Consider the following 26,961-nt stretch of genomic DNA (forward strand, 5'->3'; position numbering starts at 1 on the left):
GAATGGGTGGTCGCGATGCGGGCCGGTAGCTCAGTGGTAGAGCATTCGACTTTTAATCGAATGGTCCTGGGTTCGAGTCCCAGCCGGCCTACCAATCCTGTCCGCCGCCGAAGAAAAAGGGCCGGCGGAGAGACCTCCACCGACCCTGGCGTCTGCTTAGCCTGTGATGACGTCTGTCAGTTCGGCTGGGGGGCCGAACCTGTCTTGGCGAGGTAGGCGTCGAGGGCCTGGCGGGCGACGGTCTTGCAGCCGCTGGTTTCTGCCACGCGGACGATGTCATCCAGGGTCGTGAGCGTTTCCAGCGCCGGGCAGATGCCGCCACGGCGGGCTCCGAACGTGCGGCCCTGCGGCGGGGGCTCCACCAGGGCGCGGAGGGTTTCGAAACGGGCGGCGTCGGCCGCCGCGAGCTTGCTCCCCGGGATGGTTGCGCCGGAGGCGGCGCCGCGGACGGTCACCACCTCGCCGGACGCGCGCATCAGGGTCAGGGTCTTGCCCGCGCCCAGCGCCACCCGGGCGCCGGCGTCGAAGGCCTGGCCCCGCTTGATCGCCGGATCGCTGGAGCTCACCACGATGTAGTCGCTGGCGAGCGCAGTACCGGAAAACGCGAAGGAGAGAGCAATGCCGATCAGTAGTTTACGCATTCAGTTCACCCCTGTGAGGCGTAGTGTTTCGATGTGCGCAGGTCGTCCGAGTATCACATCGGCGCCGTGAACGGTACCTGAACCTGACGCTTACACCCTCATGTACGCGGCATTGTGACGCGCAGACGCAGAATTCCGAACTTGGCCATCCACAGCAGTCCCCTTTCAAGGAAAGCCCGTCGTTCCGGCGGCGCCTCGGCAAGCAGTTCGCCGACAGAGCGGGGGGCGAGGGCGAGAGCCGCCGTCAAGGCCTCCACTTCGTCCGGCGTCGGCAGGCGAGCGGCGGTCTGACGGACGGCGGGGAGATCCAGCAGGGCGGCGGCCTCACCCTCTGCGAAGGGGCGGGAAAGCACGACCTCGTCATCGGTGGAAAGGGTCGTGGAGGGGTAGGCGGCGAACATGCGGAAGGGATCGGGACGGTAGGGGTTTTCCGTCGGCGGCTGGATTGAGGCCGCGGCGCGCCTGCGGGCGAGTTCGGCCCAGAGGGCCTGATACTGCGGAATCACGACCCGCCAGTCGAAGACTTCGCGGGCGCGGGCCTGACCTGCCGCGCCCATCCTCTGGCGAAGCGCGGGGTCGGCGAAGAGCGTCGTGAGCGCTTCTGCGGCGTCTCCCACATCGACCGCCGTGAAGAGCGCGGCCGCTCCGGCATAGGCCTCGTAGCCCATCATGCGCAGGGCGTAGCCGTAGGCCAGATCGGCGCCGAGCCCGGGGCGGGGCCCCAGGGTGCGGATGCGGAAGCCATCGACGCCGTGCCGCACGGTGTCTCGATAGCCGTCCCAGTCGCTGACCACGCAGGGCAGGCCGGCGGCCATGGCCTCCACGGGCGTGAGGCCGAAGGTCTCCTGCACGTTGTCCGACAACGAGAGGAACACGTCGGCGGCCGAGACGATCTCGTCGCGGGTGGCGGCCAGAGTGTCGCCGGCAAGGCGGATACGGACGTCCGGACACGCGGCGGCGGCGGCGGCCAGGAAGGCTTCCTCGTCCTCGGTCTTTCGCGCCCCGCCGAACATGATCCAGTAGACGGGGCGGCCCAGCCGCTGGGCGGATTCCTGGAGCGCCAGCCCCATGGGTCCGGGATGCATCTTGGTCTTCACGCTGAAGCGGCCGAGATGCAGCGCCACCGGGGCGTCATCCGGGATGCCGAGACGTTCACGCCAGCGGCGGCGCACCCCGGGATCCCGATGGAAGTCGCCGGTGTGGATTCCCAGGGGGATGGTCACGAGTTGCGCGGGCGGGATGCGCGTGGCGCCGAACCGCTCGTGAACATAGCCGGCCACGCCTTCTAGCAGGGCCTCCACCGCGCGCCGACCGGGATCGGACGTGCAGATGAGGGCGTCCCATGGCTCCAGGGGCGCGAGCAGCAAGGCTGCGATCTCGTCCATGATGTAGGTTTCGGCGATCGTGTGGGTGACGCCGGTCAGCGAGTAGGCGTGGCCCCCGATGGCCCGGCGAGCCCAGGCTTCGGTCTTCATCTCGGGCGTGGGTATGTAGAGGCCGCCAGCCTCGGCCAGACGATGGCGATCGGCCTTGCCAAGCCAGTTCACGGGCCGATCGAGAGGCCCCAGCCGGTCGAGCAGGGCGTCCAACTCCGCCTGATCCTGGTCGAAGGCGTTCCAGAAGTGGAACCGTTCGACGTCGGCATACTTCAGGAAGCCCCGCAGGAACCCTTCGCCCGCAGAGTTGCGCCCCATCGGCCGTGGGATCGAGGCGTCGTACGGCTCGGTGTTGAGCTGGATCGCGACGTTGGACATCGGCGGGCCGCGGCGTCCGGCGGGGACGTCCCGCTCAGTTCGCCGCCGTGCGGGTCGGGGCCGCTGGCAGCGGCTTCGACCCGTCGCCGACGATCGTGAACGGCGCCCAGAAGTAGGGATGCGAGAACTGTTCCGATCGGATCAGCGCCCGCTGGGCCTCGCCCAGGGACTCGGCCTTGCTGGGCGCTCCGGCCGAGAACATGCCCGTCATCAGCCGCACCGTCGCGACGGAATCCACCGACCAGTGCGAGACGATCAGCGACCGGCCGCCGGCATAGATAACCGCGCGGGTCAGGCCGCCGAGGGCCTCGCCGCCACCCTGCATCCCCGTGGTCGTGGCGTCGCCGCCCGAGCCGCCCGTGTCGCAGGCCGACAGCACCACCAGGTCGGCGTCGAGCTTGAGGTCGAGGATTTCGCTGGCGTCGAGCAACCCGTCCGAGCCGTCGCCGCCGACCGAGGTCATCAGGGCGGGTTCGGGCAGGCAGGCCGACGGTTGCGGCAGCAGGCCGTGGGTCGCGAAGTAGAGCACCTTGTAGTCGGACAGGTCATTGCGGCCGCGCACGCTGTCATCGGTGAACGCGGCGCCGGTGATGATTTGATCGGTTCCAGCGCCGCCGATGCTGGCGGCGACCTGGCGCACTTCGTCGGCGGTGTCGGGCAGGGCCGGCATCTGCATCAGCGCCAGACGGGTGTTCTCGCAGACGTTCGAGATGTCGCGGTTGCTGCGCAGGCTCACCGAGCGGCGGAGCATGCCGGAATAGGCGCGGGGATCGCTCTTGGCCGGCGTGGCCGGGTCGGCAAATCCCAGGAAAGGCCGACCGGCGCGGGACGGGGCAAAGGCCCGCGACTGCATGAAGCTTGCCGCCGAGAGGACCAGGGCGGAGTCCGCCTTGGCGCCCAGCCAGGCCACCTGGCGATAGTCCGGATCCTGGCCGGCGGAGGTTTTCGTCAACAGAGCTGCCGGGTCGGCCGTGACGAGGGTGGAGACGGGCAGCGAGATCAGCGCTCCGTCCGGCTCGTACACGAGGTGGCGGGCGGCCAGTACGTCTTCCGCCACCGGTCCGAACAGCTTCTGGAACAGCACGTGGGCGCGGGCGACGTCGAACGGCGGCAGGCTGTCCTCCGCCTGGAACGGGCGCCTCAGCGCCACGACGGCGGCGGCGGCCTGGCCGCGGTTCATGTCGATGACGTAGGGCTTGGCGGCCGTCTGCGAGACGAGAATGCCGTAGCCGCGGGCGCCGAGGAGCAGGACCTTCACATAGACCTCGTCCTTGCCGAGAGCCTTCTGAAGGTCGGCGAGGGAAGCCTGCGAGGAGACGAGCTGGGCGTAGCGCGGGTTGGCCGAGAGGAGCTGGGACTCCAGCGCATCGGCCTGACCCTGGAGCGCCTTCAACCGCGCCTCGAGATCGGTGCGCTCCTGCCCGGAGTAGGCGTTGGCGGCCTGCAGATTGGCGGCCTGGGCCTCGGTGGCCCGCAGTTCGCGGCGGGTGTCCTCCAGGGCGCGGACGAGTCCGGTCACGGCGCTGTCGCCCGACGCTACCCGCGCCGCCAGCTTGGATACGGTCTGGGCCGTGGCATTGGAGACCACGCTGGCCGCGGCGTTGAAGAACCTCGCCTTGTAGTCGTCGGCTCGCGCCGGATCGGCGCCGATACGCTTGATCAGCAGGTCGAAATACGGGGCGGCGTCGTCGGCTGAGGCGCCCAACGCGCCGCGCTGCTGCTGGAAGAGTTCGAAGGCGCGGGCATAGGTCGCCAGGGCTGCGTCCTCCTGACCCGTGGCCGCCTGGGCGCGGGCAAGGCTCAGCAGCAGGCCGCCTTCGGCGGCGGTGCCGGCGTGGCGGAGGCGGATGGTGCGCACGGCATTCGCGTAGCGCGCCGTCGCCGCGCCGGGCTGGCCGGCGTCCATGTCGAGTTCGGCGAGGTCGGCCTCGATCCGGGCGCGGAGCCACACGTTGAGCGCCCCGCTGGCCTCGGCCGTGGTGAGCAGCCGGGCGGCACGGTTCAACGCCTCGCGGGCGCCCGCGGCGTCCCCCTGGGCGGCCAGGGACGACCCGACCACTTCGAGCGCCTGGACGTCCTGGACGGTCAGGCGGTCCGCGATGGAGACGCGGCTGCCTCCCAATACGTTCCGACCCGACGCGCGGCGGTTCAGCGCTGCCGAGAGGTCTCCGGAGATCGACACGTCGCCGTCGGTGGTCGTGGCTACCGCCGCTCCGCTGGCGGCCAGACCCCGTTGCGCGCGGACCTGCTCGCTGGCGCGCAGGGCGGCCTGACCCGCCTGCACCGCTTCCGAGAAGCGCCCGGCGTTGCGGAGGTGCAGGGCGCGGTAGGTGCGGGACTGCGCGGCGAGCAGCGGGTCGCTGGCGGCCGCCACCTGCACCTCGGCGTCGCGGAACAGTCGGTCTGCTTCCGCGAAACGCCCGTTGTTGGAGACGTTGAGCGCCAGGTTGAGCATGGCCTCGGCCATCTCCGCAGGCGGCGCGCGGCGCGCCTCGGCGTCAGCCACCAGGGCCTGGAAGTCCGTCTCGGCCTGTTCGAAGCGCCACTCGTTGTTCTGGACATAGGCGCGGGCGCGCAGGCGGGCGGGGTCGGCCGCGGCGGCGGCCTGCGACCGGGCGAGGCCGCCGGTGGCCCCGCCGAAGTCGGCGGCGATCTCGGCGCTGGCGGCCGATGTCTGGACGTCCGACGCCGCCGGCGGCTTCATGGTTCCGGCCAGGATCTTCAATCCGGTTTCGAGGACGTCGGCGATCTGGGCCGGGCCTTCCGACGTGAGGACGGCTCCGCCCTTTCGGGCGGCGTAGGCGAGATAGGGCGCGTTGCCCCGGGCGCTGCGGCACGCGCGGCGATCGACGCCGCTCAGTGGGCCGACGGCCTGGGTCTTCGGCTCGGCGCATTGGGCGCGGCCGGCCAGGGCGGCTTCCCACCCCGAGGAGTCGGCCGCCTTCTCAAAGACGTACAAGCGCCCGAGACTGCCCTCCCAGCCGCGGCAACGGATGTTCCACGCCCGTCGGCCGGCGCCCTGGACGACGGGGTCGTCGTAGTCGCGCACCGCCTGACAGACCGCGCCCGATGCGGCGCTCTGGCCCAGCGGGATCAGGTCGGCCCGGGTCTGGGCGGCGCCACTGGACGGCGCCGCCGTCAGGACGAGCAGACCGCTCGCCGCGAGAATGAGACGCTTGACCATCATTGCTTCTGCCTGCGTTGCCGCCAGATTTCCTCGCTGCCGGCCCCCGTGACGACCGGATCGGTGACGATCTCGTCCGGGTCGGGAGCTGCGACGCCCAGGAGGACTGGCGGGCTTGTGAGGGTCTCGGACGAGACCTGGGCTGCCGCCTCCTCGTCCGTGAGTTCGGAGCCGCCGGGGCCACTGGACGAGCTCGAAAGGCCGTCGCGCGCCGTCAGCAAGCCCACGTTCATCTGGCCGGTGACCCCCTCCTGGGGGGCCGCCAGGACCGGGGCGCAGTTGGTGGTGCCGACGTCGCAACTGTTGAAGCGGTAGTTGGCCCCCTGAGGCCGTTCGACCGGCTGGCCATTGGTGTCGACAACCACGAAGGTGACTGAGCCGCCCGCCGTCGTGCCGGTGACGACCTGGCCGCCCTGGCCGGAGAAGGCCCCCCAGAGCTCTACGAGTCTCGGCGGATCGATGATCAGCGCGGGATTGAACTGGCCGGTGAAGAAGACGCCCACGGCCTGACCACCGCCGAGCGCGGACGTATTCTGCTGGACCACCTTGTTGTCGGCCGAGACTTCGAGCCTGCCGGTGGAGATGAAGACCCGGTTGACCTCATCGCCCACGGGCGTGACGCCGGCTGGCCTCCCGGCGGCTACATCGATGTCGGAGATCGCGGCGTTCCGCACCAGGTCGATGAACCGCTGCGACCCCATGAGGATGTCCTGGCGCGCCGCCAGGCGGACCTCGTCGAAGCTGCGTACCCCGGAATAGGCCGCCCCTGAGAACGTGGCCGCTCCGATCGCGCCGGACACCAGGACGGTGCTGGGTCGCCAACTCAGATCCGTGGCGTGGCCGATGCGGAAGATGCCGCCGCTGGCGGTGGGCGCCACCAGGCCCGCGACGGACGCCGTGTTGCCGGAACCCACCAGGAAGGCGACGTTCGGCGTGTTGGAGGGATTCACCGCCAGGTCCTGGAGCAGCAGGTCGCCGCGGGCGCCGCCCGTCGTGTCGCCGGCGTACAGTCGCAGCTGACCGGCGATGCGAAGCTGTCCGAACTCGGAATTGTCGAGGATGAACCCCGAGCCGCCAGCGGACCCGCCGACCCGCATCGCGCCGCGGGATTCGATCTGGGCGTCGGCGGCCGTGATCGTACCACCGAGGGTCAGGTCGCCGGCGACGATGCGGATCCCGGATCCCGCCGAGGCCTGGCCGATGCTGGCGGTTCCGGCGACGTCGAGGGTCAGGTTGCGTCCGGCGGAAAGCGGCGTGGAGGATGTGAAGTTACCCAAGGAAGTAATTGAAAGATCGCGAGCAACAGGCGCGATCGATGATCCCAGAGAGAGTGTCGACCCCTGGATGATGAGGTCGCGGCCGGTTCGGTAGCTGGCCGTCGTCACGCCGCCCGAGAGCGCGCGCAGCGTCAGGTCTTCGCTCGCCGAGACGGCGCCGGCGGTCACCGTCGCGCCGGTCAGTGACACCGACCCGGCATTGGCCGTCACATCGGCGACCCGGAGCGCGCCGGCGGCCGTGATGGTGACATTCCGGGTGGCGGTCAGCGCGTTGGCGAGCGTGAAGTCACCCGTGGTGCTGCCGACCGCGAGGTCCCGTCCTGCGGTGACGCTGTCGAGCCTGACGGTGGGCGCCTTCAGGGTCGCATCGCGCGCGGCGATGACCGAAAGCGAGGCCGGCGTCTCCCGGACCACATCGACCACGGCGTCCTGACCCGCCCGAACCGTGACCTCCGTGGCGCCGGAAACGCCGCCGGTCCCGAGGCCGAGCCTGGCGTCGAAGTCCGTGGATTCGACCCGCACGACGCGGCCATTGCCCGCGGCGTCTGGATTGCCCGCGAACTCGACCTGAACAGCGTCTGCGGCGCCGCCCGTGAGCGTGGCCGAGCCCAGCGACGCCGTCCCGTGTGTGGCGATGACGAAAATGTCGTCGCCTGCGGTCGCGTTGTCGACCTGGGCGTCGCCGTTGGTGGCCAGAACGTAGAGGTCGCCCGCAGTGGCAGCGGAGCCGATCTTCACGCTTTCCGCCCTGGCGAACACGCGCGGGGCATTCACCGCGCCGATGTCCAGCGCGCCGCCGCGGAGGTTGGCGCTGACGCCTGCGTTGATCGTGTCGATGCGGGCGGAGGCCAGCTCGATGGTCACGTTCTGCGGGGCCGACAGGCTGATGGCCCCGGTCACCGACGAGACCCCGTCGCCGATCGTGATGTCGCGGCCCGAGGTGACGGTCAGCCGCGTCGGCGCGGTGATGGCGTCGATCTGGACGTCGGTCCTGCCGGTGATGCTGCCCTCGCGCATCACGCCCACGCCGGCCAGGCGGACGGCGCCCTCGGTGGACCTGACGGTCAGGGCGCCGTTGGCGATCAGGCTATTGGCCTCGATCTCGGGCCCCTGGACCGACACGTCGCGGCTGGCGACGATCCGGCCAAGTTCGATGCCGGCCGTCGCCCGGATGTTCGCATCCCGGCCGGTGGTGATGGCGGAGATGGCGGTCGGGTCGAAGAGGGCGGAGACGAGGGCCCGGTCGAGGACGACGGACTCCAGCGGGGCGAAACCGCCATTCAGGAAGCCGTTGCCGTTGCCGTTTCCGTCACCGTTGTCGGTGGTCTCGTCGCACTGGCCCAACAGGCCGCAGGGATCGGCTTCCTCGGCAAGCGACCTCGGGTCCTTCAATTCTTCGATAGGCCGAACCCAGGGCCGACCGAAGGTCCGGCCGACGTTCTGGATCTGGAGATCCCGCGAAGCCGAGGCCTTGTTGAGATAGATGTCCGTGGAGGCGGCCCCGGCCAGCGAGGGCGCCGCGGTGCGGCTGGCGATCCCCGCGCCCCCGGACAGCACAATGTCGCCCCCGTCGGCCCTTGCGGCCTGGGCGGTGACCATGCCCTCGAGGTTGATCACGGCGCTGCCGATCGCCGACTTCGAGACGGCGGCGAGGAAGACCGAGTTCGCCCGCGTGTCGCCGCCAAGGTCGATGGCGACGGCGCCGTCAGCGCCGTCGCTGACGTTCGGGACTATGAAGTCCACGAGGTCGAAGTCGCCGGCGGCGCCGGGCTCCAGCCGGATCTGGAAATTCTTGGCCGAACCGTAGAGGACGCTGCCCTCCGTGGCGCTGACCACGGCGTTGGCGCGGGTCGAGACGGTCGGGGCCATCAGGGCCACCATCCCACCGTGAGCGGTCAACCGGGCGTTCGACAGGACGAACACGCGCGCATTTGGAAGCGCATCGCCGCCGTTGAACGAAAAGAGGTTGTTCGACGGATTGAGGAAGCTGCCCGTGTCCGGCGTGCCGATGGCGGCGAGCAGGCCGCCGGCGTCGACCTGAACGCCCTTGCCGAAGATGATGCTGTTCTGGGACGTGAACCAGATATTGCCGCCGTAGGCGCCGCCTACGCGCCCCTCGATGATCCCCTCGATCCGGGACGGCTGCAGGCCGGTGATCCGATTGAGCACGATCCAGTTGCGGGCGCCGAAGTTGAAGCTGACGGTCTCGTCGGGCGTGACGTCGAAGGTGGTCCAGCTCAGCACCGTCCGCGGCGCGTTGAGCGTGACGTTCATCCGGGTGTCGACGGTGGTGATGGTGGGCGCGCCGCCCCCGGCGCTGACCTCCGGAATGCCGCCGGTGGGCAGGGCGACAGCGGTGACCGGGGCCAGCCAGCTCAGACCACACAGGGCTCCGCAAAGGGCCGTCCGTGCGAAGAGACGGAGGCGGCGGCCGTCATCCCGTTGATGGGGAAGGTCGAGGGGCGGCATGGGGCGTTCCTCCCGCGTCACAGCAGGCTCGCCGTGAGCTGGATCAGTACGCGATCACCTGGACGGCGACCGCCGGTGCGCGTTGCATCGATCGGGTGGGCGTAGGTCACTTCGAGGTTCGCGCGGTTGAAAAGGCGGAAAACGACCCCGGCGCCGACCGACTTGAGCGTGCGGTCCTTCTGCACGCCGGAGGCAAGGGCGTTGTTGCTGGCGACGTAGCCGGCGTCGAAGAAACCATACGGAGCGGCGACCACCTTGGGATGCAACTGCATCGGGCCGTAGCGGAGCTCGAACGCCGCCGAGACGCCCTTGTCGCCAAGCAGCGCGGCGGGATCATAGCCCCGACCGACCGTCAGGCCGCCCAGCGATATCTGTTCGTAGGGAAGGAGCGAACTTCCGGAATACTGGGCCTGGCCGCGGAGCATTCCGGTCAGGCGCTCGGTGATGGCGATGTCGGCGCCGCCCTGGGCGCGAAGCAGCCAGGCGTCTGGATTTCCAAGCGCCCGGGTCAGGTCCGTGTCGCCCTTCTCACTGCCGCCGAGGATGGACAGTCCCTTGCGGACCCCCAGGGAACCACTGAACAGCACGGGGCGCGCCGCCCATTCGGTGCGGTAGTCGCCGTCCGCGCGGGCATAGGCGACCCGGAGTTCGTCGTGCGAAGGAGGCCCACCGCCCGCGCGGGTCTTCTGGTCGATCACGTCGAGGCCGCCAGCCAGGGTGAGGTTCTGGGCGCGTGACCGCACCAGGGGATAGGCCGTCTCAAGGTTGGCGACCAGCGACCTGCTCGTCAGGTCAATCGGCTTGAGGAAATCCCCCGGTCGGCTCTCGCCGTAGGTCAGCGAGCCGCGGCCGACCAGTCCTTCGCCGCCGAACCGCGCGGTCTCGCTGAGCTGGAGGAGCCACTGCTCGTTTGAGTCCAGGGTGTGGAAGGCGGTCAGGGAGGTGCTCTCCCCGAACCGTGTCAGGCCGGCGATCTCGCCGCGGACCAGCCCGCCCCAGCGGCCGACCTGCTTGGAACCGGTGTTCTGGATATTGGCGAAGACCTCGGGACCTTCCGGCGTCACCGTGAGGTCGATATCGACCGCGCCGCGCTCCGGGCTCGTCGACGGGCGGACCGCCGCCCGGACACGGACGCCGGGCACGTCGGAGGCGAGCAGCAGGTAGCGCTGGGCGCGCGCCATATCGAAGGGCTTCATGCCGCGCAGCTTCTCGGCATATCGCTCGATGACCGCCTGCGTTTCGCCCACGTCGCCCCGGACGCGGACGTTGACCACGTGCGCCTCGATCACCTCCAGGACCAGGGCGCCGCCGGCGATGCGCTGTTCGGGAATTTCCACACGGGCCAGCACGCCCGACTCGAACATGACTCTCGCCGCGCGGTCGCGGATCGCGCAGATGACGGAAACCGGCTGCGGCGTGCCGATGAATTCGCTGTACGCGCCGCGCAGCGCCTCGGGTCCGACGGCGGTGACGCCCTTGAAGGTCACACTGTTGAGCGTGACCTGCAGATCGGAAGACTCGAGCGGGCAGGGACCGGGAGGCTCGGGCGAGAAGGCTCCAGCGTCCGCCCGACGCGGCGGGGGACGCGTGACTCGCGTGTTGGGATCCAGCTCCGCGGCGGTCGCGCCCGGGGCGGGCTGGGCCCAGGCCTCGGCGGTCGGGGTCAGCGCGGTGGTTGCGAGGACGAGCAAAGCGAAGCGTGGCCATAGGCCAACGCCTTGCGCGCCCCTGAGACGCCCAACCATGAAAATCTACCCCCCAAACCCTAGCCGCCGACTACTACTCTCCGAGAAACCCCTTGTTAAGGGGGAGACTCTCACTAGGCGAACATCGCTCGTGGAACGAGGCTTTCGCGTTCGATTAGCTGCGCCACCGCCTTATTCGGGCTACCGAAGCAGCCCCGGGGCGGCTAAGAGTACGGTGAGTGCGCCGGGGAGGGACCATGGGGGGAGCACGAGCGTCGCGAGTCGTCGGCGCGCTTTGCATCGCCGCGGCGACCGTCGTCGGCGCGATTGTTCTTGGCGGCGGCAAGGCTGCGACGGCCGCCACCGAGACGGCTCCGCCGCCGGGCGTGCACCTTGGCGTGGCGTCGTGCGCCGGCTCGACGTGCCACAGCCGGCAAGTCGATTCCGGCGTGAACATCCGTCAGAACGAACTCATCACTTGGCAGGATCCAGGGGTGGCCGGCGCGCACAGTCGCGCCTGGACGGTCCTGCGGACCACGCGCTCTCAGGCGATCGCCCGCAAACTCGGCATCGGCGACCCGGCCAGCGCCAAGGAATGCATCGAGTGTCACTCCGACACGGTGGCCGCGAGCGCGGGGAAGCATCAGATCAGCGACGGGGTCGGCTGTGAGTCGTGCCACGGCGGATCGAGCGGCTGGCTCGACAGCCACCGCACCGTCGCCGGTGGTCGCCGCGACGTTCCGGCCGGGACCAGCCAGGCGGTGGCCGCTCACCAGGCCAACCTGGAGCGCGGTCTGAAGCGGCTGGAAGACCCCAAGGTCCGGGCCGACGTCTGCCTCGACTGCCACTACGGGTCTTCGCGCCGCTATCAGTTCGTCACCCACGACATCATGGCCGCGGGCCATCCTCGCGTGGCGTTCGAGCTGGACCTGTTCTCCAGCCTGCAGAAACATTGGGACGTCGACCGCGACTACGTCGCCCGAAAGGTCTACGCCGACGGCGCCAAGACCTGGGCCGTGGGTCAGGCGATGGCGGTGAAACGCGCCGCAAGCCTCTACGCCAGCGGCGCCCGCAACATGGGCGCGTTCCCGGAGCTCTACTTCTTCGACTGTCATGCCTGCCACCGGGAGATCTCGGACGACCCGAGCGCGAGGCCGAAGTGGGAGGTGAACCCCGGCCGCTTCCGCACAGCCGGGCAGCCCCCCTTCAACGACGAGAACATGATCATGGTCTCGGCGGCGGCGAAGGTTCTGGCGCCGGGGCTCGCGGCCCGGTTCGACGCAGAGACCAAGGCTTTCCATGACGCCACCACCCGGAGCGGACAGGATTCGCGCCAGGCAGCCGCCCGCCTTGCCGCGACGGCCGATCAGCTCGCCAACGTCTTCGCCGCGCGCGGGGAGGTGAGCCCTGGGCAGGCCCACGCCATTCTCGACGCCGTGCTCGCCGGCGAGATCACCCGCCGTTACACCGACTACGCCGGCAGCGCCCAGGCGGTGATGGCTGCGGAAACCCTCGTCAATCACCTGGTGGCGCGTGGCGCCGACCGGGGCGTGGTCGACCGTGCGATCCGGCCCAGCCTGAACGCCGCCTACGCCCAGGTTCGCGAGCCGAACAGCTATCGACCCGAGGCTTTCCGGGCGTCGTTGACCCGGGTCGCCCAGGCGGCAAGGTCCCTGAGATGAAGTTCGCGTCGCGTCTGGCCCTGTTCGGGGCCGCTCTGTCCCTCGCCGCGTGCGGCGGCGGCGGTGGAGGGGGTGGCGGGACGAGCACGCCCCCGCCGCCGAACCCGGGGCCCTCCGCGCCGCTCTATCCGCTGCCAGGCGCGGAATCCCTCAGCGCGGCCGACGTCCAGAAGGTTCTGGCCCAGGCCATCGCCGAGGCGCGCGCCCGCAATCTGCCGGCCGTGATCGCGGTGACCGACCGCGTCGGCAACGTGCTGGCGGTCTATTCCATGACCGGCGCCCGGACGACCGCGCGCGTGCCGCCGAGCCGCTCGGGCCAGAATTTCGACGTCCAGAACCTGGAAGTGCCGGCGGCGGCGGCGGCGATCGCCAAGGCCATCACCGGCGCCTACCTTTCGTCGGGGGGCAACGCCTTCTCGACGCGCACGGCCAGCCAGATCGTGCAGGAGCACTTTCCGCCAGCCCCGTCGACGGTGGGTCTGGAGAGCGGCCCGCTGTTCGGCGTGCAGTTCTCGTCGCTGCCCTGCTCGGACGTGACGACGCGCGTCGGCGCCACGGCGACCGGCCCGCGACGCTCGCCGCTTGGTCTTTCGGCCGACCCGGGCGGCTTCCCGCTCTACAAGAACGGGGTGCTGGTGGGGGGTGTCGGCGTGATCGCCGATGGCGTCTATGGCCTCGACACTAACATCCTCGACGTGGATGACGACGCGGATGAGGCCATCGCCTTCGCGGCCCAGACCGGTTTCGATGCGCCCACCGAGATCCGCGCGGAGCGGGTCGCCGTGGACGGGACCACGTTGCGCTTCAGCGACGCGACAGCGGCGTCATTGCGCGCCGCGCCGGCCAATGCCCCGGCGTTCGCCAGCCTGCCGGCGGGTACAGGCGCCTTCACGCCAGTCACGGGCTACTACGCCGGCGGCGGCGCCCAGTCTGGCCTGGCCTATGGCACGGAGGCCTCGGGCCTGCGGCTGGCGACGGCCGCGGAATTCTCGAACACCAGCGCCATGGTCCTGACCAACGGCTCGGGCCAGAACCGCTTCCCCATCCGGGCTGGCACCGACGCGGCCGATGGGCACACGCCGCTGAGCGAGGCCGAGGTTCGGGCGATCCTCGAGGAAGCCTTCACGGTGATGAGCCGGGCCCGGGCCCAGATCCGCCGCCCGCTGGACAGCCGTGCGCAGGTGTCGATCACGGTCGTCGACAGTCGGGGCCAGATCCTGGGCATCGTGCGCTCGCCTGACGCCCCGGTGTTCGGCATCGACGTTTCCGCCCAGAAAGCCCGCTCGGCGACCTTCTTCTCCGGGACCTTCGCCGCGGCCGAGCTCGCGGCCGATCCCAGCGCGGACGTCCGCGGCTTCGTTCAGAAGGCCCGGGACTTCTTCGGCGATCCCGCTGCATTGACGGGCAAGACGGCCTTTGGCGCGCGCACCATCGGCAACCTTTCGCGGCCCTACTTCCCCGACGGGGAGGTGACGCGCCCGAACGGCCCGTTCTCGCGGCCGATCGGCCAGTGGAGCCCGTTCTCGACCGGACTGCAGTCTGCGCTGGTGCTTGGCGCCCTCGGCCAGCACCTGGCCTTCGTGACCGGCGCGAGTGCGACCGACACGCCGCAGCGCTGCACCGCGCTCCCCGAGGTGGCGCCGGGGCAGAACAGGCTCCAGAACGGCATCCAGATCTTCCCGGGCGGCGTGCCGATCTATCGTGGCGGCAGGCTGGTGGGCGGGATCGGCGTCTCCGGCGACGGCATCGACCAGGACGACATGGTCGCCTTCCTGGGACTCTACAATGGCGGCAATCGGGTGCAGACGCTGTCGAACGCCGCGACGGCGATGCGCGCCGACCAGCTGGTGGTCGGACCGGCGCCCGCCGTGCGCCTGCGCTACGTCGGCTGCCCGTTCGCGCCGTTCCTCGACACGAGCGAACAGAACGTGTGTCAGGGGAAATAGGCGTGCGCTCGGCTCCTCTCCTCGCCTTTGCCGCGGCAGCCGCCCTTGGAGGGCCGGCTCTGGCGGCGCAGGAGCATGGCGCGCAGCCGAGCCCGACATCGGCCGCCCAGCCGGCCGGGCCTGAAGCGCCGCAGCCGGAAGGCGCCCCGCCGCCCGTCGATGAACAACCCCTGGAGGGGCGCGCGCGTCCCGGCCTCTTCAAGGCGCCGCCCCCGCCCGTGGTCATTCCGGAGAACCCGGGAGCGGTCCGCGCCCCGCCGCCCGAGGCGTTCGACCCGGCGCAATCCGTTCCGATCCCCGACCGCTGGCGGCTCGCCGGCGCGCTCGGAGTCGTCAAGTCGCGCTGGTTCGATCCCTACAACCAGAACTTCTGGAAGGGCGACATCCCGATCAAGGGGACCGAGGACTGGTTCTTCGCGGCCACGGCGATCTCGGACACGGTGATCGAGCCGCGCAGCTTCCCGATCCCCGTCGGGGTGCAGACCACCTCGCGCCCGGGCAGCCTGGACATCTTCGGCAAGGACAGCAGCCTCGTCGTCGCCCAGACCGTCATCGCGGCCGCTTCGCTCATCAAGGGCTCCACGGCCTACAAGCCGCCGGAAATGGAGTTCCGCGTCGCGCTCGCCTACCAGCACAACTATGTGGACGTGCCGGAGCGGCGGGTGCTGTACGTGGAGCCGAGTCGCAAGTCGCGCCGTAGCGACTCCTTCATCGGGGTGCAGGAAGCCTTCTTCGACTATCACCTGCGCGACGTTTCCGACCGCTACGACTTCGACAGCGTACGGGTGGGCATACAGCCGTTCTCGAGCGAATTCCGGGGCTTCCTGTTCCAGGACAATCAGCTCGGCGTCCGCTTCTTCGGCAACCGGGACAACAACCGGTTCCAATACAACCTGGCCGCCTTCTGGCGGATCGAGAAGGACACCAATTCGGGCCTGAACGACATCGGCCAGGATCTGCGGAAGGACTACGTCTTCATCGCGTCGATGTACCGCCAGGACCTGCCGTTCCCGGGGATCACCAGCCAGGTGATGGTGGCGCACAATCGCAACCGGGAAGGCGATGAGATCTACGTCGACAAGAACGGCTTTCCCCAGCGACCGGCCCTGCTGGGGAACCTCCGGGGCCGGGACTACGATGTCACCTATCTGGGATACTCGACCGACGGCCGCGTGGGACGGGTCAATCTGACAGCGTCGGCGTTCTATGCGTTCGGCGAGGACCGGAACAACACCTTCACCGGTCGGAAGGCCAAGATCCGCAGCTGGTTCGTGGCGGCGGAGCCGTCGATCGACCTCGACTGGACACGGCTGCGTCTGCAGGGCCTCTACGCTTCTGCCGACAAGGATCCTTACGACAACCGCGAACGGGGTTTCGACGCCATCTTTGAGAACCCACAGTTCGCAGGTTCTGACACTAGCTATTGGATTCGACAGACAATTCCTCTCGCGGGCGGTGGTCGCGTGATCGGCGTCAACGGCCGGAACGGGGTGCTGAACAGCCTGCGCTCCTCCAAGGAGGAGGGGCAGTCGAACTTCAACAATCCGGGCACGGTCCTGCTGGGCGGCGGCGCGGACTTTGACGTCACGCCCGAACTTCGGGTCACCACCAACCTGAACCACCTGGCTTTCGCCGACACCGCGATCCTGCAGGCCCTTCGCCAGGAGGGATCGATCCCGAAGTCGCTGGGCTGGGACGCTTCGGTCTCGACGATCTGGCGGCCGAAGATGTCCCAGAACATCGTGCTGCGCGCCTCGGCGGCGGCGTTCGACCCCGGCAAGGGGTTCAAAGACCTGTTCACCAACAGCCCGCGGCACAAGCGGTACTATTCGGTACTGCTCAACGCGGTTCTTACCTTCTAGGGCCAAGATGCTGAAGTTTGGGGGAAAATGGCTGAAGCTCGGGGCGCTGGCGGCGGTGACCGTTCTGGCGCCGCTCAGCCTGTCCGCCAGCGAGGCCGAGAAGCCGGTTAAGCGCGTCTATGCGCCCGCGGCTCCGGCGCGCCTGGGCCTGACCGACGCTGACGTGGACAAGTCCAGTGCCGGGTGCCTCACCTGTCACACCGACACCGACGCCAAGAGCATGCACGTGTCCCAGGCGGTGAAGCTGGGCTGCGCCGACTGCCATGGCGGGGACGCGTCGGTACGCCTGCCGGATGGCATGGCGCGCCAGGCGCCCCAGTACGCACAGGTCCGCGACAAGGCCCACGTGCTGCCGAAGTATCCGAAGAGCTGGCACTATCCGAGTTCGGCCAACCCCAAGGCCAGCTACACGCTGCTGAACAAGGAGAGCCCCGAGTTCATCCGCTTCGTGAACCCGTCGGACTACCGCGTGGCGCGGCAGGCCTGCGGCGCCTGCCACATGGAGCTGATCGAGCGCGCGGAGCGGTCCATGATGGCCACCGGCGTCATGCTGTGGGGCGGCGGCGCGTACAACAACGGCATCCTGCCCTTCAAGAACTACGTCCTGGGCGAGGCCTACACCCCGCACGGTGAGCCGGCGCGGCTGCTGTCGCCGGGAAATCCGCCCGGCACGGTGACGCCGGAGCAGGCCAAGCGCGGCGCGCTGCCGACGCTCTATCCGCTGCCGACCTGGCAGGTGGTGCCGCCTGGCGACATCTTCCGCGTGTTCGAACGCGGCGGCCGCAACATCAATACCCAGTTCGCCGAGGTGGGCCTGCCCAACGCCAACGGCCAGATCCAGCGCCTGGAGGAGCCCGGGCGGCCGGACATCCGACAGTCGAACCGCGGTCCGGGCACCGGCCTGCGCGTGGCGATCCCGGTCCTGAACATCCACAAGACGCGCCTGAACGACCCCTTCACCTGGTTCATGGGCACCAACGACCAGCCGGGGGACTACCGTTCGTCGGGCTGCGCGTCGTGCCACGTGGTCTACGCCAACAACCGCCAGCCGCACGCCAGCCTGACCTATGCGCCGTATGGCCGCGACGGGCAGAGCGCGACGGTCGACCCGACGATCAGCAAGGAAGAGAGCGGCCACCCCATCAAGCACGCCTTCTCGCGCGCCATCCCGACGGCCCAGTGCATGAACTGCCACATGCACCAGCCGAACATGTTCGTGAACACCTACCTCGGCTACACGATGTGGGATTACGAATCCGACGCGCCCTTCATGTGGCCGGAGAAGCAGAAGTATCCGACCAGCGAGGAGATCCGGAAGGTCCTGGACCGCAATCCGGAGGGCGCCTCGCCCCGCGGGCTCTGGGCGGACCTCGACTTCCTGCGCAACGTCTTCAGCCTCAACACTAAGCTGAAGGACACCCAGTTCGCCGACTATCACGGCCACGGCTGGAACTTCCGCGCCATCTTCAAGCGCAATCGTGAAGGCGAATTGCTGGACAAGGACGGCAAGATCATCGCCCACGACGACCCCGAGAAGTTCCACAAGGCCGGCGCGCCCGAGTTCACCCCCGCGGGCCAGAACGCCCCCGGCAAGGCGGTTCACATGATGGACATCCACGCCGAGAAGGGGATGCAGTGCGCCGACTGCCACTTCAGCCAGGACAGCCACGGTTCGGGCCTGATCTATGGCGAGGTGGCCAATGCGGTGGAGATCCGCTGCAAGGACTGCCACGGCACGTCGACGGAGTACCCGACCCTTCGCACCTCCGGCCCCGCCGCCGATCCGAAGGGCAACGACCTCTCTCTGCTCCGCAACCCCGACGGCCAGCGCCGGTTTGAGTGGGTGGAGGAGGGCGGCCGTCGGGTGCTGATCCAGCGCTCGCTGCTGGATCCCAAGCTCGAATGGCGGGTGAAGCTGACCAAGGACACCGTCGACCGCTCGAGCCCCGACTTCAACGCCAAGTCCGCCAGGGCCAAGCTGATGTCCAAGATCAGCCAGGACGGCCGTCCGTTCGCCTGGGGGCCGGGCGTCGCGCCGGCCGACCGGGCGCACAAGGACGAAGAGATGGAGTGCTTCGCCTGTCACACCGCCTGGACGACGGCGTGCGGCGGGTGCCACCTGCCGATCGAGGCGAACTGGAAGACCAAGGCCCACAAGTACGAGGGCGAGACCACCCGGAACTACGCCACCTATAATCCGCAGGTGGCGCGGGACGAGATGTACCAGCTCGGCAAGCACCAGACGACGAAGGGCTCGACCATCGCCCCGGTGCGCTCGTCCTCGGCCCTCGTGCTTTCGTCGACCAATGTGAACCGCGAACGCATCTATGTGCAGCAGCCGCCGATGGCGGCCTCGGGCTTCTCGAGCCAGGCTTTCGCGCCGCACTTCCCGCACACGGTGCGGACCACCGAGACCAAGACCTGCACCGACTGTCACGTCTCGGCCGCGAACGACAACAACGCCATCATGGCCCAGCTCCTGCTGCTCGGGACCAATTACGTGAACTTCGTCGGGCAGAACGCCTGGGTCGGGGCCGCCGGCGGCATCCAGGCCACGCGGGTCTCCGAGTGGAGCGAACCTCAGGCGGTGATCGGCTCATACCTGCACCGCTACGCCTATCCCGACTTCTACAAGCTGCACGTCGACCAGAACGGGCGGGAGCTGAAGAACTGGGTGCGCGGCAAGCCGTTCGCCAAGGGCAAGGGCCTGTCGGGCGGTGAGGAGGATGGTCCGGAGGAGTTCTCGAACTTCGTCCACAAGACCGGCGGCGAAGCCCGCTGCCTGCAGCTTCGCGGCGAATACCTGTACGTCGCCGAAGGCAAGGGCGGCTTCCGCGTCTATGACGCCGCCAGCGTCGCCAACAAGGGCGTCTCCCAGCGGGTGATCACCGCGCCGTTCTCGCCCCTGGGCCACGACACCCGCGTGGCGACCAAGAACGCCACGTGCATGACCCTGGCGACCACCCAGCCGGTCGCGCCGCTGCGCAACGAGTGGATGCAGCAGACCAAGCTGAAGCATCCGGTCACCGGCGAGGAAGCCAGCCTCCTGGACATCAACCAGGAGCAGAAGTTCCACCCGATCTACTCCTACGCGGTCATCACCGACGCGGAGGAGGGGCTGGTCCTTGTCAACATCAACACCCTGGCCGACGGCGAGCCGCGCAACAACAAGCTGAAGCGCGCCGTGACCTGGAACGCCGGCGGCGTGCTGAAGGGCGCGCGGCACGTGACCCTCGGGGGGCACTACGCGTACATCGCCGCGGACGCGGGCCTCGTGGTCGTCGACCTCGACAACCCGCTGCAGCCCCGCCACGTGACGACGGTGGCGCTCCCCGATCCGCGCGGCTCGGCGCTCCAGTTCCGCTATCTGTGGGTCACCACGGCGCGCGGCCTCGAAGTGCTGGATGTGACCAAGCTGGACCAGCCACGGCATCTGCCCGAAGCGACCGTTCCGATCGCCGACGCCCGCAAGCTCTACATCGCGCGCACCTATGCCTATGTGGCGGCCAAGTCGCAGGGGCTGGTGATCGTCAACGTCACCAATCCCGAGCGGCCGAAGCCCTACATGGCCTTCGACGCCGGCGGCCTGCTGAACGACGCCGAGGACGTGATCGTGGCCTCCACCAACGCCTCGGCCTTCGCCTACGTCGCGGACGGCCGGAACGGCATGAAGGTGCTGCAGATCACGAGCCCGTCCACCCAGCCGAACTACTACGGCTTCTCGCCCGCGCCGAAGCCGGAGCTGATCGCCTGGGCGAAGACGCCGGGGCCGGCCTATGCCCTCTCCAAGGGCCTGGACCGCGACCGCGCGGTGGACGAGAGCGGCTACCAGATGGCGATCTTCGGCCGTCTGGGCTCCCGTCCGTTCACGCGCCCCGAGATGGAGCGGTTCTTCACCGACCAGTGGGGCCGGCCGTATCGCGTCGTGGATGAGGTGGATATGACCGCTTGGCTGGGCGTGCCGACGAACCAGGCGCAGGCGGACCGCTAGGCCCGCTCAGGCGGGCGGAGCACGTAGACGACGGTGTCATCGGCGAGCGCGCGGCCGGTCTGATCGACCGACATGCCCTGGCGCTCGTAGAAGGCGCGGGCTCGCAGGTTGTCGGTCTGGGTGCTGAGCCAGAAACCGTCGGGCATCGTCGATCTCGCGACGTCGAACAGGTTCCGTCCGACACCTTGCCCCTGGGCCTCGGGCGCGACGAAGAGCTGGTCCAGTCGCCGCTCGGCGAGGCAGATCGCCACGAAGCCGATCAGCCGCCCCTCGGCTTCCGCCACCGTCACGGTCCATCGTGTCGCGAGCTCGTGTCGGGCGCGCCTCGCCAGATCATTTCGCGTGACCACGGGCTGCTGCAGTCCGGTGGAGCGCCAGCTCTCGAACCAGAGATCGGCGAGGACGGCCTGGTCGGCGGGCCGGCAGGAGCGGAGCTGCACGCCGTGCCCTACGCGGCGCCAGCCGGCCCTTCGGTGCGCGTCGTGTAGGCCGGGATGGGCACTGGCACGCCCTTCAGGTCGATCTCGCCCACCGGCTCGACCGGAATCTCGGTCTTGGCGAGCTTCAGGGTGTCTGCGGAGAACAGGATGCGGGTGCCGAAGGTCTTGTTGGCCGCCTCCAGGCGGGCGGCGATCACCACGACCTCGCCGTACGCCGTGTAGTTGAAGCGGCGCTCGCCGCCGAAGTTGCCCACGAGGCCGATCCCTGAGGACAGGCCCATGCGCGTGTAGCCGAACTTGATGCCACGGGCGATCATGCGCTCGCGGATGTCCAGGCCAAAGGCGTCGATCTCGCGGGCGCAGGCGAGGGCGCGGTCGGCGTGGTCGGTGTAAGGCACCGGGGCGCCGAAGATGGCGATGATGCCGTCGCCGGTCATCTTGTCGATCATCGCCTCGTGCTTCCACAGGATGTCGATGACCCCGTCGAAGTACTCATTGATCACGCCCTCGAAGGTTTCGAGATCGAGGGTCGCGACGAGGGTGGAGAAGTTCTCCAGGTCCGAGATCATGACCGTGATCTCGCGTTCTTCCGCCCCGATCTTCACCTCTTCGGCGCCGTCGACCATGCGGTCGATGACCTGCGGCGCCAGGTAGCGCTCCAGGGTCGAAGAGTAGAAGGCCCGCTGGTTCTGCAGTTCGGCGGCGGCCAGGCGACTGAGGATGAAGAAGCCGACCGCGAAGCTGATCGCGGGGGCGGTCATCGGCATGATCACCGAGCCGTACCGGTAGATGAGCCAGGCCCCGACAGTGTTGACCGCGATCGCCAGGACGACGATGCCCACCGAGACCCACCACCGCTGGGTGGAGCGTCCAAGCAGGGCCCCGCCCAGGGCTGTCAGGAAGACCAGCAGCGCGTCCCACACAGGACCCGGATTCCGGATCCGGTCGCCAGCCATCATCTGCGAGAGGGCGTGGACGTGAACCTCGACCCCCGGCGTCCCCTTGTAATGCCCGGTGAGGAACCGCAGCGGCGTGGTGTGCAGGTCTTCGAGCGGGGTGTCCGAATCCTCGGCGGCCGAGCGTGTCACGCGGCCGATGAAGGCGATCTTGCCCTTGAGCAGGTTGTCGGGAAGGAACGGGACGAAGGCGGCTGAGTAGGACGGCGCGATGGCGCCTGCGTTCTCGGCCGACACCTTGGGGTCTGGCCGGCGATAGCGGATGGCGAACCGGTCGCGCGGCGGTTCCATCCCCACCGCGGCGATCCCGACCTCGGTGGCGAGGGCCTTCACGGCGCTGGGGCGCGGGTCATAGCGCCGGATCACGTCGTCATAGTCGACGCCGATCAGCGCGCGGGCGTCCGCATAGCGAAGCTTGGAGGACACGGGGAAGTCGACGCCCGGCTTCAGTTGCGGGTCGACCACGGCGACGATCGGCGCCCTCGTGCCGGCGATGCGCTCCTGGAAGGCGTTGAATTCATCCTCGGACGCCCAGGTGTCGAGCAGATAGTCGACCCCGATCGCCTTGACGCCCTTCGCATCCAGGGCGGCGAGCAGATCGCCCAGCCAGACCTTGTCGATCGGCGAGAGGCAGTGGCATGGGGACGAGTCCCGCATCGCGTTGAGCGCCGTGTCGTCGATCTTGATGATGACGAAGTCGGGCTGGGCCGCCGGCGCCGCCGTCGCCAGGCGGAAGTCATAGGTCTGGTTTTCGATGTACCGGATCGGGGTCGTGCGATTCAGCGCGAGCGCCGCCACCGCCGCGGCGACAGCCACGAGGATGACGATGACCGTATCGGCCAGGGCCTTGCCGCCGGCCTTGCGCAGGTCGGCGGTCAGCTTGAGAAGGCGGCCCATCGGCCCCTGGCGCGCACGACCCGCCATGGCTCAGGCGAGGGTCCGGAAGGGGAAGTTGTAGTGCACGGCCGGCGCCCAATCGCCGGCCAGACAGACGTGGGTGGTCAGGTCCCGCCCGTTCGACATGAGGAGGGCGAAGCCCGGGGGCTCCTCCACCAGGATTTCCCGACCGTCGGGCACGTGCATGTCGACCTCGGTGAGGTCGAGCGTCAGTTGGATCGAGGTGGCGGGCGCGGCCGAAAGCGTGTGGCCGGCGAAGAGGCCGTTGAACGCGCGGTGGATGTGCCCGCACATCAGCACCTTGACCTGCTCACGACCGGACAGAACCTCCCGCAGCTTCAGGATCCACGGGGAATCCGGCTCGGGATCCATCCACTGGATGCCGCTGAGGATCGGCGGGTGATGGAGGATCACGGCCGTGGGACGGTCGGGAGCCGCGTCCAGCGTCCTGGCCAGCCAGGCGGCGCGCGGGTCGTCGTACTCCCCGTGGTTCGGACCGCCCAGGGTGTCGCAGACCACCATGCGCATGTCGCCGAAGTCGGCCGCGTACTGGACGAAACCGTTCTCGTCGGTCTGGGCTCCGGGGCCCGAGAACACCTGCAGGAAGGGCTCGCGGGCGTCGTGATTGCCCATGGCGTAGTAGATCGGGATCTCGCTCTCGGCCATCAGGCGCTTCAGTTCGAGGTATTCCTCCAACTCGCCGCGATCGACGAGATCGCCGCTGGCGATGATCGCCACGGGCCGCGGACGCAGGGCGTGGATCGCCTTCATCACTTGGCGCAGACGATCCTCGTTCCGCTTCTGATTGAGCGGGTCCTTCTCCGTCGTCACGTGGAGGTCGGTGATCTGTGCGATCGTCAACACCAAGCCGCCTCCCCCAGCAGCGCGCGCATCGTCCCGAGGTTAGTACGCACGCTCAGCGGCGACGGATGACGAGATTGCGAATTTCCGTCATGTCTTCCATCGCGAAGCGCACACCCTCGCGACCCAGCCCCGAATCTTTGACACCACCGTAAGGCATGTTGTCGACGCGGTAACTCGGTACGTCGCCAATCACCACGCCGCCGACGTCCAGGTGGTCCCATGCTTCGAGCATCTTGTAGAGGTCGCGGGTGAAGACGCCCGTCTGCAGGCCGAACTTGGAGTCGTTCACCTCGGCGAGCGCATCCTCGAAGTCGGTGAACTTCGAGAGGATCGCCACGGGGCCGAAAGCCTCCTCGGCATAGAGCGCCGCGGTGCGGCTGACACCCTCCAGCAGGGTGGCCTCCAGCATGGCGCCCTCTCGCTTGCCGCCGCAGAGCAGGGTGGCGCCGCCGCCCACGGCCTGCTGAATCCAGCTGTCGAGACGGCGGGCTTCCTTTTCGTCGATCATCGGACCGACGAAGGTTTCTTCGTTGTGCGGATCGCCGGCGACCAGGGTCTTCGTCTTCGCCACGAGGCGGTCACGCAGCTCGTCGTAGATGCCTGCGTGGATGATGATCCGCTGCACGCCGATGCAGCTCTGGCCAGACTGGTAGAAGGCGCCGAAGATGATGCGCTCGACCGCGTCGTCCAGGTCGGTGTCGGCGTCGACGATGACGGCCGCGTTGCCGCCCAGCTCCAGAACCACCTTCTTCTTGCCGGCCTTGGCCTTCAGGTCCCAGCCGACGCCCGGCGAGCCGGTGAACGACAGCAGCTTGAGGCGCTCGTCAGTGGTGAAGAGGTCTGCGCCGTCCCGCTGGGCGGGCAGGATCGAGAACGCGCCCTTCGGCAGGTCCGTCTCGGCCAGGATCTCGCCGATGATGATCGCGCCGAGCGGAGTGCGCGAGGCGGGCTTCATCACGAACGGGCAGCCGACCGCGAGGGCAGGGGCGATCTTGTGCGCCGCCAGGTTCAGCGGGAAGTTGAACGGGCTGATGAAGGAGCAGGGGCCGATCGGCACCCGCTTCCACATGCCCTGATAGCCCTTGGCCCTGGGAGAGATGTCCAACGGCTGGACCTCGCCGGTCATGCGCACCGACTCCTCGGCCGCGATCCGGAAGGTGTCGATCAGCCGCGTGACCTCACCGCGGGCGTCGCGGATCGGCTTGCCGGCCTCGACGCAGAGCGCATAGGCCAGCTCGTCGAACCGCTCCTGGAAGCGTTTCACGCAGTGCGCGAGCACCTCCTGGCGGGCGTAGGCGGGCATCCGGGCCATCGGCTCGGCGGCGTCCACGGTCGCGGCGATGCCGGCGTCGATGATCGCCGCGTTGGCCAGGGCCACGCGGGTCGCCACCTTGCCGGTGTATTTGTCCGTGACCTCCAGGTCGAGGTTCGGGGTCTGAGCCTCGTTGGCGAGGTAGAGCGGATAAGAGTCGCGTAAGCCGGCCATGTCGGTGGTACCTGCGGGGCGCCTAGAGGGCCGCGCTCAGCTCCTTGATCTGGCGGTTCAGGATCAGGTCGTTGTCGGAGTAGTCCACCGGACAGTCGATCAGATGGACGCCCGGCGTATCCAGGCACTCCCTGAGAAGCTTGGGCAGGTGGGCGGCGCTTTCCACCCGGTGCCCCTTGGCGCCATAGCTATCGGCGTATTTCACGAAGTCCGGGTTGTCATAGGTCAGGCCCCAGTCCTTGAAGCCCATGTTGGCCTGCTTCCAGCGGATCATGCCGTAGCTGCCGTCATTGAGGATCAGGACTGTGATGTTCAGCTTCAGCCGGACCGCGGTTTCCAACTCCTGACTGTTCATCATGAAGCCGCCGTCGCCGCAGATGGCCATGACCTTGCGGTCCGGATAGACCATGTTCGAGGCCATGGCCGACGGCAGGCCGGCGCCCATGGTGGCCAGGGCGTTGTCGAGCAGGACGGTGTTGGGCATCCGCGCCGCATAGTTGCGGGCGAACCAGATCTTATAGACCCCGTTGTCGAGGCAGATGATGCCGTCGGTCGGCATCGCCTCGCGGATCTGCGCCACCAGGTGCTGAGGATAGATCGGGAAGCGCTGGTCGCCGACCTGCCTGGACGTATGTTCGACCTCGGCGGCGCGGGCCTTCATCATCGTCGAGAAGTCCCAGCCGGCCTGCGGGAGGATGTCCTCCTTGAGCTGCCAGATGGCGTTGCCGATGTCGCCGATCACCTCGTACTGCGGGAAGTAGACCGGATCGACCTCCGCCGAGCGGAAGTTGATGTGGATCACCTCGGCGCCGCCGCGCTGCATGAAGAACGGCGGCTTCTCGATCACGTCGTGGCCGACATTGATGATCAGGTCGGCCGCGCCGATGGCCCGGTGCACGAAGTCGCCGGCCGACAGGGCCGCGCAGCCCACGAACTTCGGATTGGTCTCGTCGACCACGCCCTTGCCGAGCTGGGTCGAGACGAACGGGATGCCCGTCTTCTCGATGAACTGGGTCAGCATCCGGCTGGTCATGGTGCGGTTGGCGCCGGCGCCGATGACCAGGATCGGGGACTTGGCCTGCTCGATGCGCTTGGCTGCGGCCCGGATCGACTTCTCGTCGGCCACGGGGCGCCGGGCGTTGCTCTTCGGCAGTGGCGTCGATTCGGTGTGCTCGTCCGCCACGTCCTCGGGGAATTCGAGGTGCACGGCGCCCGGCTTCTCTTCCTGCGCCAGGCGGAACGCTTCGCGGATGCGGCTCGGGATGTTGTCGGCCGAGGCAAGCTGGTGCGTGTACTTCGTGATCGGCTTCATCATGTCGACCACGTCGAGGATCTGGAAACGACCCTGCTTGGACTTCTTGATGGGCTTCTGACCGGTGACCATCATCATCGGCATGCCGCCGAGGGTGGCGTAGGCCGCCGCAGTCACGAAGTTGGTTGCGCCCGGGCCCAGGGTGGCGACGCACACGCCCGCCTTGCCGGTATGCCGGCCGTAGGTCGCGGCCATGAAGCCCGCGCCCTGCTCGTGGCGGGTAAGGATGAGCTTGATCTTCTTGGAGCGGCTCAGACTGTCCAGGAAGTCGAGATTTTCTTCTCCTGGAACGCCGAAGACGTGTTCGACGCCTTCCTCTTCCAGGCACTGCACAAAAAGATCAGACGCCTTGGTCATCTTAGCCCCCATCCCACGGGGGGAGTTGTCGCAAATTCCGGCGACTTGTGAAGGGCGAAAGTCCACGCGTCGCGAATGCGTCCGCAAATGCAGTTAGACCGTACGGAAATCGCAGCTTAGCTTCTGAGAGAGCGTACGGCGCGCGCCAGCGCCGCGCG

General features: G+C 68.7%; 14 protein-coding genes and 1 tRNA gene. 5 read left to right on the top strand and 10 right to left on the bottom strand.

Annotated elements, in window-relative coordinates:
• Positions 1-19: 19 nt before the first annotated feature.
• Positions 20-94, top strand: a tRNA-Lys gene (locus tag DJ019_RS00530).
• Positions 95-176: 82 nt separating this feature from the next.
• Here DJ019_RS00530 and DJ019_RS20715 read toward each other — a convergent pair.
• From DJ019_RS20715 to DJ019_RS00555, 5 genes are all read right to left on the bottom strand, one after another.
• Positions 177-641: a hypothetical protein gene (locus DJ019_RS20715; RefSeq protein ID WP_133255207.1), complete on the bottom strand. Its 465-nt coding sequence runs from the start codon at positions 639-641 to the stop codon at positions 177-179.
• A 98-nt stretch (positions 642-739) separates the two neighbouring features.
• Positions 740-2,395, bottom strand: a complete 1,656-nt coding sequence (locus DJ019_RS00540; protein WP_111274042.1) for a glycosyltransferase family 4 protein — start codon at positions 2,393-2,395, stop codon at positions 740-742.
• Positions 2,396-2,429: 34 nt separating this feature from the next.
• Positions 2,430-5,582 carry a CHAT domain-containing protein gene (locus DJ019_RS00545; RefSeq protein ID WP_111274043.1) on the bottom strand — a complete coding sequence of 1,051 codons (3,153 nt, stop codon included), beginning with the start codon at positions 5,580-5,582 and terminating at the stop codon, positions 2,430-2,432.
• Positions 5,579-9,325, bottom strand: coding sequence for a two-partner secretion domain-containing protein (locus DJ019_RS00550; protein WP_111274044.1), 3,747 nt, complete (start codon positions 9,323-9,325; stop codon positions 5,579-5,581). The genes DJ019_RS00545 and DJ019_RS00550 overlap by 4 nt, the downstream gene beginning before the upstream one ends.
• 17 nt (positions 9,326-9,342) lie before the next feature.
• Positions 9,343-11,016, bottom strand: coding sequence for a ShlB/FhaC/HecB family hemolysin secretion/activation protein (locus DJ019_RS00555; RefSeq protein WP_165843842.1), 1,674 nt, complete (start codon positions 11,014-11,016; stop codon positions 9,343-9,345).
• Positions 11,017-11,267: 251 nt separating this feature from the next.
• Here DJ019_RS00555 and DJ019_RS00560 point away from each other — a divergent pair, with 251 nt between their 5' ends.
• The 4 genes from DJ019_RS00560 to DJ019_RS00575 are packed head-to-tail and all read left to right on the top strand — an operon-like array spanning position 11,268 to position 20,491.
• Positions 11,268-12,692 carry a multiheme c-type cytochrome gene (locus tag DJ019_RS00560; protein ID WP_111274046.1) on the top strand — a complete coding sequence of 475 codons (1,425 nt, stop codon included), beginning with the start codon at positions 11,268-11,270 and terminating at the stop codon, positions 12,690-12,692.
• Complete coding sequence (locus tag DJ019_RS00565; RefSeq protein ID WP_111274047.1) at positions 12,689-14,638, top strand: heme-binding protein; 1,950 nt, start codon at positions 12,689-12,691, stop codon at positions 14,636-14,638. Before DJ019_RS00560 ends, DJ019_RS00565 begins: the two co-directional genes overlap by 4 nt.
• Positions 14,639-14,640: 2 nt before the next feature.
• The gene (locus DJ019_RS00570; RefSeq protein WP_111274048.1) at positions 14,641-16,500 is read left to right on the top strand and encodes a hypothetical protein; all 1,860 of its coding nucleotides are present in this window, start codon (positions 14,641-14,643) and stop codon (positions 16,498-16,500) included.
• 7 nt (positions 16,501-16,507) lie between these two features.
• Positions 16,508-20,491 (top strand): hypothetical protein, encoded by a 3,984-nt coding sequence (locus DJ019_RS00575; protein ID WP_111274049.1) that lies wholly within the window; start codon positions 16,508-16,510, stop codon positions 20,489-20,491.
• Here DJ019_RS00575 and DJ019_RS00580 read toward each other — a convergent pair.
• Genes DJ019_RS00580 through DJ019_RS00600 form a run of 5 tightly spaced genes read right to left on the bottom strand, consistent with a single transcriptional unit; the run spans position 20,488 to position 26,803 of the window.
• Positions 20,488-20,931: a GNAT family N-acetyltransferase gene (locus tag DJ019_RS00580; protein ID WP_111274050.1), complete on the bottom strand. Its 444-nt coding sequence runs from the start codon at positions 20,929-20,931 to the stop codon at positions 20,488-20,490. The two genes, DJ019_RS00575 and DJ019_RS00580, sit on opposite strands and share 4 nt — an antisense overlap.
• An 8-nt stretch (positions 20,932-20,939) precedes the next feature.
• Positions 20,940-22,784: an adenylate/guanylate cyclase domain-containing protein gene (locus tag DJ019_RS00585; RefSeq protein WP_165843843.1), complete on the bottom strand. Its 1,845-nt coding sequence runs from the start codon at positions 22,782-22,784 to the stop codon at positions 20,940-20,942.
• Positions 22,785-22,814: 30 nt separating this feature from the next.
• On the bottom strand, positions 22,815-23,648 hold the full coding sequence (locus DJ019_RS00590; RefSeq protein WP_165843844.1) for a phosphodiesterase: 834 nt from the start codon (positions 23,646-23,648) through the stop codon (positions 22,815-22,817).
• A 52-nt stretch (positions 23,649-23,700) separates the two neighbouring features.
• A complete protein-coding gene (locus DJ019_RS00595) occupies positions 23,701-25,134 on the bottom strand; it encodes an aldehyde dehydrogenase family protein (RefSeq protein ID WP_111274053.1) in 1,434 nt (477 codons plus the stop codon).
• Between the two features lie 22 nt (positions 25,135-25,156).
• Positions 25,157-26,803, bottom strand: coding sequence for an acetolactate synthase large subunit (locus DJ019_RS00600; RefSeq protein ID WP_111274054.1), 1,647 nt, complete (start codon positions 26,801-26,803; stop codon positions 25,157-25,159).
• Positions 26,804-26,961 lie beyond the last annotated feature (158 nt).

Origin of the sequence: Phenylobacterium kunshanense, assembly GCF_003254525.1 — a bacterium.
GTDB classification, from domain to species: domain Bacteria; phylum Pseudomonadota; class Alphaproteobacteria; order Caulobacterales; family Caulobacteraceae; genus Phenylobacterium; species Phenylobacterium kunshanense.

Excerpts from the sequence above, each read along its gene's own strand:
- DJ019_RS20715 (WP_133255207.1), bottom strand. The coding sequence starts at position 641 with ATGCGTAAACTACTGATCGGCATTGCTCTCTCCTTCGCGTTTTCCGGT.
- DJ019_RS00540 (WP_111274042.1), bottom strand. The coding sequence starts at position 2,395 with ATGTCCAACGTCGCGATCCAGCTCAACACCGAGCCGTACGACGCCTCG.
- DJ019_RS00545 (WP_111274043.1), bottom strand. The coding sequence starts at position 5,582 with ATGATGGTCAAGCGTCTCATTCTCGCGGCGAGCGGTCTGCTCGTCCTG.
- DJ019_RS00550 (WP_111274044.1), bottom strand. The coding sequence starts at position 9,325 with ATGCCGCCCCTCGACCTTCCCCATCAACGGGATGACGGCCGCCGCCTC.
- DJ019_RS00560 (WP_111274046.1), top strand. The coding sequence starts at position 11,268 with ATGGGGGGAGCACGAGCGTCGCGAGTCGTCGGCGCGCTTTGCATCGCC.
- DJ019_RS00565 (WP_111274047.1), top strand. The coding sequence starts at position 12,689 with ATGAAGTTCGCGTCGCGTCTGGCCCTGTTCGGGGCCGCTCTGTCCCTC.
- DJ019_RS00575 (WP_111274049.1), top strand. The coding sequence starts at position 16,508 with ATGCTGAAGTTTGGGGGAAAATGGCTGAAGCTCGGGGCGCTGGCGGCG.
- DJ019_RS00585 (WP_165843843.1), bottom strand. The coding sequence starts at position 22,784 with ATGGGCCGCCTTCTCAAGCTGACCGCCGACCTGCGCAAGGCCGGCGGC.
- DJ019_RS00595 (WP_111274053.1), bottom strand. The coding sequence starts at position 25,134 with ATGGCCGGCTTACGCGACTCTTATCCGCTCTACCTCGCCAACGAGGCT.
- DJ019_RS00600 (WP_111274054.1), bottom strand. The coding sequence starts at position 26,803 with ATGACCAAGGCGTCTGATCTTTTTGTGCAGTGCCTGGAAGAGGAAGGC.